Genomic DNA, 12,501 nt, shown 5'->3' on the forward strand with positions numbered 1-12,501 from the left:
CGCTTTGGTCTTATTGATAATCAAAACCATTTTTTCAAATATCATTGTTTTATAGGTTAATTAAAAAAACTAACTAATAAAATAAAGTTTTATTAAATTAGCAAATTTCATTCTTGCAAACTTCATTATTCATTAATTGATGTAAATTTTCAAAACTAATTTTAACCATATTTAAAACTGCTTCATGAGTATAAGAACCAATATGTGGCGTTAAGATAAATCTTGGGTAAAGATTTTTTAATTCATTTAATGTTGGATTATTCTTTAAACTATCTTTTTTGTTGAAGTAAGCTTTTTCTTCTTTTAAGACATCTGTAGCGTAAGCATATATTAAATTATTTTTTAACGCATACAAAATATCTTCTTCATTTTGAATTAATCCTCTAGAAGCATTAATAAAAATTGAACCAAGCTTTGCTAATTTAAATAAGTCTAAATTAATTAAATTATCATTTACTCCCTTAACGTATGGACAATGGAAAATAACAATATCAGACTCTTCAACTACTTCTTCAATTGTATTTTTAATATCTATTAATTTGAGCACTTCTTTACTAGGCTTAGGATCAAAAGCTATTACTTTTGAATTAAAAGCTAAAAAATATTTTGCACTTGTTAAGCCTATATTTCCAAGACCAATAATTCCTACTGTTTTTCCTTTTAACTCATAAGCATAGCCAAATTCGTCAATTAGTAAATCATCATTGTAGGCTTTATTAGCAAAATGAAATACTCTTCTAGATAAACTTAAAGCACAAGAAAAAGCTCATTCACTTATCGCACTAGGGCTATATGAAGGAACATTTGCAACTTTAATTCCATATTTTTTACATGCTGAGATATCAATATGTTCTACTCCTGTTGTTCTAGTTAAAAGATATTTAATATTCATTTCGTGCATTTTTATAACTAAAGTTTCATCTATTTTTGAATCTGCTCTAATGATTACAGCATCTGAATCTTTTGCTAATTTTAATGATTCAGAATTTAAATTTTCTTTATTTATTGAGATGTCAAAAGCATATTTTTTAGCTTCATTTAAAAAATATTTTCCCTCAACTTTTCTAACACTATAAGCTGTTATTTTCATATAAACTCCTAAACAAAAACCAGTTCTCCAACAACAATAAAAATTGGTAATATAAATATTGAAAAGACTGTACTTAATGCACTTGCACAAGTTGTAAATGCTACTTCTTTATTTGAATTTATCGCATAACCCGTCACAACAGTTGAAGCAGGCGTTGCTGCGAATATTAGCATTGCCATACATATGTTTCTATTCATATTTATTTTCTTGTTAAATGCTCAAAATAGTAATAAGACAATTAAAGGTATAACGATCAATTTTAAGATTGAATAAATTCAGACTCATTTATCTTTTATGGCTGTTTTTAAGTTGCTTTCAGCAAGTGATATACCAATAACTAATCAAATTAATGGCGAACATAATTTGCTAATTATATTAATTGGAATATAAAGATATTTCATGGTTGTATTTAATTCAAATCAACCAACAGGCGCATTAGTTAGAGTTCATGAGTTATCTTTAAAAATGTATCAATTAGTTTTATCACTTTCTTTAATAGCATAAATCTTATGGAAGTTTTCACCAAAAGTTCCCTCTAAAATTGCTCTGCTACCATTTATATCTATATTTTTAGTAGTATCTTTTACACTAGCTCCAGCACCAGGAATTAATTGTGTTAATCATAAAATTAATCCTACAAATGTACAAATGATGATTGGGGTTAAAAATATTTGTTTACTTGATTCTTTTATATTATTTTTGTTTATTTTTATATTAGACATTTGAATAAAGCAAAATGAATAAAGAAAAATTCGATATGGAATAGTTGAAATATTTGCTGCTAATAATCCACCATTTGCACGATACATTTGATCGATAATTGGCAAACCGAAAAAGGTTGTTGATCCAAAAATAAGCATCATTCAAATAACTAGCATTTTATATTTTGTCATACTTATTTTTGTTGTTTGGTCACCAACTTTAGAAGCAACTAAACCTAAAGTAGAATCATTATTTGCTATTAGATTTGCTTCAGTTTTTGAATTATTATTTTCATCATTAGAATTCTCAATAACACTGTTTGGTAGCTTATTTGGTCAAAATCTAACTCATAAATATGCTATTAAACATGTTAAAGAGTAAAATAGAAAACTGATACCTAAAATAATGGCTTGTTCTTTTATATCGTGTTTATTAATGCTTTGCATAAATCCAATTAAAACTAAGGCAGGAATAGCAATTTTCATAACAATTGTCATTAATGGGGATTTAAAGCTAGATTTAAAAACATTATATTTTCTTAATATAAAACCTAAAAAAATTATTATAAAGCACGATAATACAACTCCTCAAAGTTGAACATTCGATAAAACTTGCACTAACTTCGACATATCACTCCATTTTTTAAGATATATTAATTAAATATTAATATTAAAATTATATAATATATAAAATATTTCTATTATGTTTAATTATTTAAGAGGTAATTATGAAGAAAATTAGAACAAGATATGCTCCAAGTCCTACAGGATATTTACATATAGGTGGCGCAAGAACCGCTTTATTTAATTACTTGTTTGCAAAGCATTTTAACGGTGATTTTATCTTCCGTTTAGAAGATACAGACTTAAAAAGAAATGTAAAAGATGGCGAAAAAAGTCAATTAGAAAACTTAGCTTGATTAGGTATTGTACCTGATGAAAGTCCGTTTAACCCAGTTGAAAAATTTGGTAAGTACCGTCAAAGCGAAAAGATTGCTAGATATCAAGAAATTGCGAAAGAATTAGTTGCTAAAGGTTTAGCTTATAAAGCTTATGATACAACTGAAGAATTAGAAAAGCAACATGCTGAAAGTGATGCTAAAGGTATTCCATCATTTAGATATGATAGAAACTGATTAAAAATTTCTGAAGCTGAAAAAGCTAAAAGAGATGCTGCTGGGGAATATTCAATTAGATTAGTAATGCCTAAAAACCATTTACTTGAATGAGATGATATTGTGAGAGGCAAAATTAGTTTTAACTCTGATGAAATCGGTGATTGAGTTATTCAAAAATCAGATGGTTATCCAACATATAACTTTGCTGTTGTAGTTGATGATCATGATATGGAAATTACCCATGTCTTAAGAGGTGAAGAACATATTACTAATACACCAAAGCAAATCACTATTTATGAAGCATTAAAATGAGAACATCCTCAATTTGGACACTTAACAGTTATTACTAATATGGAAGGTAAGAAACTTTCAAAACGTGATTTATCATTAAAACAATTTATTGAAGACTACAGAAATGAAGGTTATAGTCCTGAAGGTGTATTTAATTTCTTAGCTTTACTTGGCTGAACTAGTGCTGATAAGCAAGAATTAATGACTAAAGATGAATTAATTGCTAAATTTGATCCAGCAAGATTTAGTAAATCACCAAGTAAATTTGATATCAAGAAAATGCAATGATTCTCAAAACAATATATCAAAGAAATGCCAACTGAAACAATTATCAAGCAATTAAAATTAAAAGATGATGATTGAACTCATTTATTTGTTGATACCTTTAAACAAAGTGTTTACACTTTAAGCCAAATTAAAGAAGAACAAGCTATTTATGAAAAACCAACTGAAGATAAACCTAATTTATCTGCTGAAGATATTGAAGTAGTAAAAGTATTTGCTAGTTTATTAAAAAATAAACCATTTACATTTGAAAATATTCAAGAAGCAATTAACGAAACCCAAAATAAAACAGGCAAAAAAGGAAAAAACTTATTCATGCCTATTCGTTTAGCAACTACTTACATTGAACATGGACCTGAGCTTGCTAAAACTATTTATCTTTATGGCGAAAAATTAATTACAAAGAGATTAGCATTATGAAAATAACATTTAAATCATTAGTAAAACAACCTGAAGCTGAAGACATTAAAGTTGAATATCCAGTTGAATCTGAATATGAACTTTATGAAGATGATAAGCAAAATAAATATCATGCTTTTAGCTTTAGAGATAACGATAAAGCAAAGACTAAGACAAGAATTGAAATCCATGAAAAATATGTAAATATCTTCCGTGATTCATCTTCACTTTTCTTTGAATTAGGTAAACAAAGAAATGATTCAACTTTAGATTTAGGAAATGGCATGACTTTTCCAATTATTACTGAACTTGAAAAAGTAGAAATTGATGATCATCATAAAAAAGTGCATTATAAACTTTTATCAATTAATAATGACTTAATATCAGAATGCTTAATTGATATTAAACATGAATAATATTACTAAGTGAGGCATAATAGCCTCATTTTTTTAAAATAAAAAACTAGCCTTAAGCTAGTTATGATAGGTTGAATTCAATTATTTAGCTTGTTGAGCTTGTTGTTGTGCTGCTCTTAAAGCTCTTCTTTTGTCTCTTGCTTCTTCTAATTGTAATTTGTGTAGTCTTTTAGCAGCAATTTCTTTGTTTTTAATTCTAACGATTTTACGCATTTTAGCTCTCCTATGTTAAAGTTTAAATTTAATATGTGATTATTTTATCATAAAATTATTTTAATTTTAAATAGTTTTTAATTTTATCTACCATATTGAGTTTTTCTCATGGCAAGTCTAAATCATCACGACCGAAGTGTCCAAAATAAGCTGTTTTTTCATAAATAGGACATCTTAAATTGAGTTCATGAATAATAGCTCTTGGGCGTAAATCAAATAAAGCATCAATAGCTTCAATGATTTTGTCTTTAGCAATCTTTTCAGTGCCATAAGTTTCGATCATAATTGAAATAGGTTTTGCTACACCAATAGCATAAGAAATTTGCATTTCCATTTTATCAGCTACACCAGCAGCTACTAAATTCTTAGTAATTCATCTAGCAGCATAAGCAGCTGATCTATCTACTTTAGTAGCATCTTTTCCGCTAAATGCTCCTCCACCATGATGTGCAGTTCCACCATAAGTATCTACTATGATTTTTCTACCAGTTAAACCGGTATCTCCCACAATTCCGCCTATTACAAATCTACCTGTTGGGTTAATTAAAATATGTTTAGGCATTTCAAGATGATATTTGTCTAAAACTGCTTTAAAAATGTTGTTTTTGATAAATTCTTTGAATTCTTTTTCGTTGAAATTTTCATCATGTTGACATGAAAATAAGATAGTATCAACTTTAGTGTGTTTTAGATCACTATAGTCAATAGTTACTTGGCTTTTCATATCGCTTTTAGCATGTTTGAATTGACCATTTAGTCTTAATTCATTAGCTTTCTTTGCAATAGCGTGAGCTAAAGTAATTGCTAAAGGCATATATTCAGGTGTTTCATTAGTAGCATAACCAAACATAATCCCTTGGTCTCCTGCTCCAATTTCATCTTCGTTTAAAATAACACCTTGAGCAATATCTTGACTTTGTTTTTTAAGATCACAAATTACTTTTATATCTGTTTTATTGTAATCCTCGTCAATTTGCTTAATGGTTTTAATTGCAATTGCTTTAGGGTCAACGGTAGCATTAGAAGCTACTTCACCAGTAATATAAATGGTATTACCAGAAGCCATTGTTTCAATAGCTGTGCGCGAATAAGGGTCTTGTTTTAAATAGGCGTCCAAAATAGCATCGCTAATTTGATCGCAAATTTTATCAGGGTGACCTTGACCTACTGATTCACTTGTAAATAAAAATTTGTACATAAAAAAACTCCTTACTAGCGCTAAAAAATTAAGGAGTTTTTTTGAATTTGATCGCATGTTGGATTTTAATAAATCCCTCACTATCCACCTTACAAAATGCAGGTTGGCTTGTATCAAAGCGGTTAGGCTCCACAACTCTTTATGCGCTTATTTAAATGTATGAATATAGTATAACATTAAAGTTAAAAATTATAATAATTTTATGAAAATATTTAATCCACTTGAGCAACATCATCAACTGATGTTCAGGTGTATTATCGTTATTTGAACGAGGTTTTTTAAAACAAGTTTTAAAGGAAGCTTTATAAATTCTTCAAACTTCCGATTTAGTAGTAAAAGCCTTAATTTTGCCATCTACTTTTTCAATATGATATTTGTCTAATCAGCATCATAGAATAATTCATATTGTGAGTACTAAAATACCTAATAGAGTGAAAACAAATAAGTTATATGGTCATTTAACAATTGGTCCTAGTAATTTATACATTTCGTTGTAATCGTCTTTACCTAAGTAGAAGTAATTACTCTTTCACATTTCATCGCCAGAGAATGTAATTGTAAGTAAGTTAATTGTTCAAATTAAAAGACATAATAGGAAGAAGAAAATGATAGTTACAATTGTGTCTTGAAATGTATATTTGGTTCTTACAAAAGCGTAATACAAAGGAACTGTTATTAAGATATAGCCATGAGCTAATATATAGTCATAGAATCAAAAGTTATCAGGTCCGATAGTTTTATAAACTCCAGGTACAATAATTGCTAAAATAGCACCTGTAATTGCTAATGGACCATAAAATTTAATTCAGCCTAATTTACCAAAAGTGGCACATAAGGCAATAAAGACTAGCATTAATCTACAAAAGTGTAATGGTAAGGATTCTCATTTATTAGGATAATTGGTTAGTATTACCATTCAACTTCGTAAAATAATAGCAACTAATGAGATAATACCGAAAATCATTCAGAAAACTGATTTTTTCATACCCATTATTTTTAATCTGTTTTGATAATTTTCATAAATAATTCTTCTAAAGATATAAATTAATATACAAGTTACCATTACTAAGGTAAAAAAGCCTCAGTATAAACCTTGACTAATAGGATCTGAAAATGTTAAAGTATTATTAATATTTTCAAGCTTGATTTTTCCCTTTTCAACCGTTGCTTCTTGTGAAAAGAAATTAGGAATATGGCGCTGAATCCTCATTAAAAACCGCCGTTAGGGTTAAATCCCATTTTAGTTAAATCGCTAAGGTTTCCACTTTTAATTTTCTTAGCCATTTCAGTCATGTTTTTAACCATAGCATCAAAATCGTTTAATAAACGATTATATTCATGTGCTGTTCTACCTGAACCAGCTAAAATTCTAGCCTTACGAGAAGCTTGCTTAAGCAATTTAGGATTTTTTCTTTCCTTTTTAGTCATTGAGTTAATTAAAACTTCATATGTAGCGAGTTTCATTTCAGCTTCTTCGACTTTTTCATCGCTAACTTTATTAGCTAAGCCTGGGATCATCTTTAATAATTTTGACATCTTACCTAACTTTTTAATTTGAGCTAAGTTTTGCATTAAGTCATCTAAAGTAAATTTACCCCTTAAGATCTTAGCTACCATGTTATTAGCCATTGATGGGTCAATTACTTCTTCAGCTTTTTCAATTAAGCTCATAACATCACCCATGCCAAGAATTCTATCAGCCATTCTATCTGGGTAGAATAAGTCTAAGTTACTGATTTTTTCACCAGTACCAATAAAACGAATAGGTAAGTTTAATACTTTACTAATACTTAAAGCAGCACCACCACGAGCATCTGAGTCTAATTTGGTAATGATACTACCTGTAAGTTTCAATTTATCATTGAAAGTTTGAGCAACGTTAATAATATCTTGACCACTTAAAGCATCAACAACAATAAAAATTTCTTCTGGAGTAGCAATTTGCTTAAGATCTCATAATTCTTGCATTAATGGTTCATCAATACTTAAACGACCAGCTGTATCTATGATGATTAAATCATTTTTATTTTCATGAGCAACTTTTAAAGCATCTTTAACAATGTTTTGTGCTGTATCTGAAACACCTTTTTCGAAATAATCAACTTGAATACTTTTAGCTAATGTTACTAATTGTTCAACAGCTGCAGGACGATAAATGTCAGCTGCAACTAATAAAGGTTTTTCAATTTGTTTTTTCTTTTTTAAATAATAAGCAATTTTAGCACAAGCTGTAGTTTTACCACTACCTTGTAAACCGCACATCATAATAATGTAAGGTTTTTTAGTAATTGTAATAGGTTTAACTGTACCACCTAAGATATTAACTAGTTCTTCATGAACTATTTTAATCATAGTTTGTGAAGCATTTAAAGTTCCAACTAAGTTCGCTTCAAGTGCTTTAGCTTTAACATTAGTTATAAATTCTTTAACAACTTTTAAGTTAACGTCAGCCTCTAATAAAGCCATTTTAATATCTCTTGTAACTGCTAAAATATCTTCTTCATTTACAACTGTCTTGCTTCTCATTTTTTGAATAGATTTTTGAATTCTGTTTTCTAAAAAACTTAACATTTTGCTCTCCTTTTTTGTCGTTTTCTATTGTTTTATAGTAATTAAAGCAAATTTATCATTAAATTCAAACCCACATTTTTCATATAATCTTTTTGCTTGTATGTTATCTGTAAAAATTAATGGTATTGCTTCATTATTTAAAATGTGTTCACAAAGTTTATTTAAAACTTGCATAGCATATCCGTTGTTACGATAATCTTTTAAAGTAAAAACAGACATGATTAATTGTTTTTTAAAACTGTTTTTAACGGTTTTAGCTGATGAAACTATTTGATTATCTTTTAATATATAAGTTGCTCATAAAAGATTTTTATCAAAAAAATTACTTAGCTCATTAACTTCTAAATCATAGTTAACAGAACTAAATTCTTCAATTTGAACTTTTGATTTAACAATTTCTTTAATTAAACTTTTATCTGTTAATAATTTTGCTTCGTTATTAGTTAAAATATTAAATCTTTTCGGATTTAATTCGCCTAAGTCTTGAGTTTTAAATTTAATATTTAAAGCGTCATATTGTGGTTTGTAATATTCATAAGCTTTAAGGGAAATTAAAAGATGATGAATCTTAAATTCATTAATTATCTTTTTAATTTCTTGAAAACTTATTTTGTAATTTGGGTCATAATAAAGCAAAGCATTGTTATAAACTAACAAAATAGATTCGATGATATTATCCTTATTTTTTAAACAAAAAGAATGAATATTATCATATAAATCATTTTGATAAACTTCTAAATCAAGCATTAATAATAGATTAGCTTTATAATCTTTTTCTAAAAAACTAATAGCTTGTTCATAATCTGTTTTTTCTAGTTTTAAAAGCATAATAAATTACCAAACAATGTAAGTATGAATAACTTGCATTCTTATTATTGCGTTTTATGAGAACTAATTATTTTTTAATTCTTCTGTAATTAATTCATGTAACTTTTTAAGTTCTTCAAGTGTTAATGTAATACCTTTACTTGATCTTGCGTGATCTTCACTTCAGTCACGAATATCATATTTAGGTTCTGAACCGTTTCATGAAATTAAATTTAATTCTTTTTTATAACCACCATTAGTTAATGAGATTGTACCAATTGTACGTTCAATTTTATTTGTAATTTCAGGTTTTTTAAATGCCATTTTTCTTCTCCTGTCTCTATATTAGTATTTATATTTAAATTATATATTAAATATAATATATTATTATTAATTATAAATTAAAGAATTTTTATATGTGAAGTGAACTTCAAAAATACGATACTTATAATAACTTCAAAAATAACGAATTTTTAACTTTTTGGTATCTTTATTTATGCTATGAAAAAAATTGAAAAAATAAATTGTTCTAATTATGAACTTAGAAATGAGTACAGATTAGAATTTATAGCAAAAAATATGAATAAATCCATCACTTGAATTAGTAAATATTTGCAAATTAATTGGCATACAGCAAAGAAACTTAGAGATAAAGTGTTAAACAATTGCTTAATTATTTCTCATAAAAATAAAGGTAATCAACACCATAGAAAAATTAGCACTAATAGGATTGATGAGTTGATTAATGAATATCTCACTTTTATTGATGATGTATATGACCGAAAATGCGATTGTTCTGTTTCATTAATATTTTTTTATGATTATTGCTTAAAAGATTTTGACAAGAACAATATGACTTATAGATTATTCATAAAGAATCTGGTTGCTAAGGGTTTTTATTCAAAAAATATGACCAAGAAAACAAAGAAAAAAGCAAGAGAAAATTTAAGAAAACTTAAAGAAAATAATGGAGATGTAATAGCAATAAAAAGATTAGTTAAATATAATGAAACTATGGAAACGACAATGTTTAAAGCAAGAAAATGTAGAGATAATAACCTTGATTTTGGTGAAATAGTTGAACTTGATGCTTGTGAACATCGTTGAATGAATGGCAAAAAATCTCATATTTATGTAGCTGTAGATTCATCAACTTCAAGAGTTTTAGCAGTACATATTGAACAAGAAGAGACTAATCTAGGCTATATGAAATTATTGGAAGATTTATTTAGAAATTATGGTAAACCAAAAATAATTAGAACTGATAAAAGAAGAACTTTTTGAGGTACTGATTATTCGGATACGCCTTTAAAACAGTATTTAAATTCAAAAGGTATAGAACTCCAAAGCTCTAGTGTTGCCATTTTTAAACCTCATGTTGAAAGAGCAAATAATTCTCTACAACAATTCTTACCTCCATATTTACATTTAAAGAAAATAAAAACATTTGAAGATTTTATTCACAATAAAGAAGAAATCATTCAAGCTTATAATAAAAGAAATAAAAAAGATTATGAGCACAAGAAAAATATATTTTCTAAAATGGATGAAAGTCAATGTAGTGTCTACTTAACAATAAAAAGAAAGATATACGCATCAACTGTACAATTTCAAAATAAGTTTTATGTTGCTGTTAATGAAGAAAACAAAAGGCAATTTATTTCGCCTGATGACGATGCTGCATTTATTATTAAAAGTGATGGAAGTTTATGTTTCTTAATAAACCAAAAAGAATACAAAACTGAAATTTTAAAAGACAAGGAGCTAAATGATTTTCAGCAATTTTGTATTCACTTTAAATTTGATTCTAGTCAGTCATATTCGAAAGAAATATATCAATGATCTAAAAGAGGCTATTCTTTTTATAGAATGCTTGATGACTTAGTTTTTAAGCTTAAAGATGCTTTAATTAAGTTTGATCCAGATGATGAAACATTAAAGAATATTGTTGTTCAAAACGATGAAATTCTAGAGTTTTTCCATAAATGACTTTTAGAAATAGAATCAAAAAATCTCGACGTCATTTAAACGCAAAGATTTTAAAATTTTAAAACTATAATCTACCCAAGATGATTATAGTTTTTTTCTTTTAAAAAAGAAGAATTTTAATGTTTTTCCAATAATTAATTTGTTTTAAAAAAATCGTTATTTTTGAAGTTCAGTTCACATATATTATTATTAATTATAAATTAAAGAATTTTTATATAAATTTATATAAAAAGTAGGATTATTTTATGAATTTCAAACAAATTATTATTCATATTTAATAAGTTTAGGATTAGGATTATATCCTCTTCCTTCTTTTGCTTCTTCTTTACCATTTAAAAGAGTAGCATCAGCAGAAAAATTACATACTAATTTAAAAATAGCTTGTCCAACACCATAGCTATCAACTGGCGTATGAGCATCTTCAAATCTTTTAATTTTGTCAGCATTAAATCCACTTGAAACAATGATTTTAACTTTTTTAGCACCAACTTTATCTAAAGCTTTTCTTAATCTTTTCACTTGTTCAATGTTAACACCATAATATTCGCTTTTATCTTCTTCATTATCAAACATATGGTCTTTCATATTTTTAGATGTATCGATTCTTACTCCATAAAGTTGATCACCTAAAACTTCATAAGATTCTATAGCTTGTTTAATTACATCATTATGATAATCGACTAAAGAAATAATTTTATTATCAGGAAATAATTCGCCATAAGCTTTCATAGCTTTAGCAGTATCACCAGCAAAGTTTTGAATTAGAATGTGTGGCACTGATCCAAAAGTATTTTCAACATTTAAAACATTTTGCATATCAGTTGAAACTGATTTAATGCCACCTATTGCTACTGCTTTCCCATCAATTTCTTGCATTAAATAATGGTCAGCTCTATCTCCCATAAAAATAACATTTTTACCTTTAGCTGCTTGAACACAATCATAAGCATTTGAAGCTATTGAACTACTTCTTGATAAAATACCATCAATCATTCCTTCAAACTTACCAAAATCTTGATAATGACCAATTAATTCTAAAACAACTTCTTTGTTTTGAATATGTGATCCATCTGGTAAATATCTAATTTCATATTTAGATATATCAGTATGTTTTTTTAGTAATTCTAGTGTTTCTTCCATTCCCGCTAAAATTGAGTTATCTCTTCTTTGAAAAAATTGCAAAGTAATAACATTATCAGGATTATAAGTTTCTAAAATTTTAGTAGTCTTTAGAAAATAACTTGCTATGTATTTATCGATATTATTATCTTTCATAATTCTCCTTAAAATTTGTATATTAATTTTACCATTTTTATATTTAGTATATAAAAAATGTTCAAATATTAATATAGACATTATTTTCCTAATTTATTTGTTTTATAGGTTAATTAGTCTAAAAATGTTATTGTTTATTTTTGAGTAA

At 26.9% G+C, this 12,501-nt stretch carries 12 protein-coding genes; 3 read left to right on the forward strand and 9 right to left on the reverse strand.

The genetic code is table 4. The features are described 5' to 3' along the window. Window positions 1–97: 97 nt before the first annotated feature. Together ACJA22_RS02550 and ACJA22_RS02555 are read right to left on the reverse strand one after the other, a co-directional pair. Complete coding sequence (locus ACJA22_RS02550) at window positions 98–1,090, reverse strand: NAD(P)-dependent oxidoreductase (RefSeq protein ID WP_406616703.1); 993 nt, start codon at window positions 1,088–1,090, stop codon at window positions 98–100. Window positions 1,091–1,098: 8 nt separating this feature from the next. After that, a complete protein-coding gene (locus ACJA22_RS02555; protein WP_406616704.1) occupies window positions 1,099–2,277 on the reverse strand; it encodes an AEC family transporter in 1,179 nt (392 codons plus the stop codon). A 242-nt stretch (window positions 2,278–2,519) separates the two neighbouring features. Between ACJA22_RS02555 and gltX the strand changes: the two genes are divergently transcribed. Both gltX and ACJA22_RS02565 read left to right on the forward strand, forming a co-directional pair. Continuing rightward, entirely contained in the window at window positions 2,520–3,911 is a 1,392-nt protein-coding gene (gene gltX / locus ACJA22_RS02560) for a glutamate--tRNA ligase (RefSeq protein ID WP_406616705.1), read from the forward strand. Then, window positions 3,902–4,300 carry a hypothetical protein gene (locus tag ACJA22_RS02565; protein WP_406616707.1) on the forward strand — a complete coding sequence of 133 codons (399 nt, stop codon included), beginning with the start codon at window positions 3,902–3,904 and terminating at the stop codon, window positions 4,298–4,300. Before gltX ends, ACJA22_RS02565 begins: the two co-directional genes overlap by 10 nt. Window positions 4,301–4,381: 81 nt before the next feature. On the opposite strand, the gene ACJA22_RS02570 is transcribed toward ACJA22_RS02565, so the two are convergent. From ACJA22_RS02570 to ACJA22_RS02595, 6 genes are all read right to left on the reverse strand, one after another. Further along, the gene (locus ACJA22_RS02570) at window positions 4,382–4,513 is read right to left on the reverse strand and encodes a hypothetical protein (protein ID WP_406616709.1); all 132 of its coding nucleotides are present in this window, start codon (window positions 4,511–4,513) and stop codon (window positions 4,382–4,384) included. 55 nt (window positions 4,514–4,568) lie between these two features. Continuing rightward, window positions 4,569–5,711 (reverse strand): methionine adenosyltransferase, encoded by a 1,143-nt coding sequence (gene metK / locus ACJA22_RS02575; protein ID WP_406616711.1) that lies wholly within the window; start codon window positions 5,709–5,711, stop codon window positions 4,569–4,571. Window positions 5,712–5,862: 151 nt separating this feature from the next. Continuing rightward, on the reverse strand, window positions 5,863–6,921 hold the full coding sequence (locus tag ACJA22_RS02580; protein WP_406616713.1) for a YwaF family protein: 1,059 nt from the start codon (window positions 6,919–6,921) through the stop codon (window positions 5,863–5,865). Beyond that, window positions 6,921–8,282, reverse strand: a complete 1,362-nt coding sequence (gene ffh / locus ACJA22_RS02585) for a signal recognition particle protein (protein WP_406616715.1) — start codon at window positions 8,280–8,282, stop codon at window positions 6,921–6,923. Before ffh ends, ACJA22_RS02580 begins: the two co-directional genes overlap by 1 nt. Before the next feature lie 24 nt (window positions 8,283–8,306). Then, window positions 8,307–9,110: a GNAT family N-acetyltransferase gene (locus ACJA22_RS02590; protein WP_406616716.1), complete on the reverse strand. Its 804-nt coding sequence runs from the start codon at window positions 9,108–9,110 to the stop codon at window positions 8,307–8,309. A 63-nt stretch (window positions 9,111–9,173) separates the two neighbouring features. Further along, entirely contained in the window at window positions 9,174–9,413 is a 240-nt protein-coding gene (locus tag ACJA22_RS02595; RefSeq protein WP_406616718.1) for a YdbC family protein, read from the reverse strand. A 177-nt stretch (window positions 9,414–9,590) separates the two neighbouring features. Here ACJA22_RS02595 and ACJA22_RS02600 point away from each other — a divergent pair, with 177 nt between their 5' ends. After that, window positions 9,591–11,117, forward strand: coding sequence for a hypothetical protein (locus ACJA22_RS02600; RefSeq protein WP_406616720.1), 1,527 nt, complete (start codon window positions 9,591–9,593; stop codon window positions 11,115–11,117). A 225-nt stretch (window positions 11,118–11,342) separates the two neighbouring features. Here the strand turns inward: ACJA22_RS02600 and ACJA22_RS02605 are convergent, their stop codons facing one another. Then, on the reverse strand, window positions 11,343–12,353 hold the full coding sequence (locus tag ACJA22_RS02605; RefSeq protein ID WP_406616722.1) for a nicotinate phosphoribosyltransferase: 1,011 nt from the start codon (window positions 12,351–12,353) through the stop codon (window positions 11,343–11,345). Window positions 12,354–12,501 lie beyond the last annotated feature (148 nt).

Source organism: Mycoplasmopsis adleri (genome assembly GCF_045276205.1).
GTDB classification, from domain to species: Bacteria; Bacillota_I; Bacilli_A; order Mycoplasmatales; family Metamycoplasmataceae; genus Mycoplasmopsis; species Mycoplasmopsis adleri.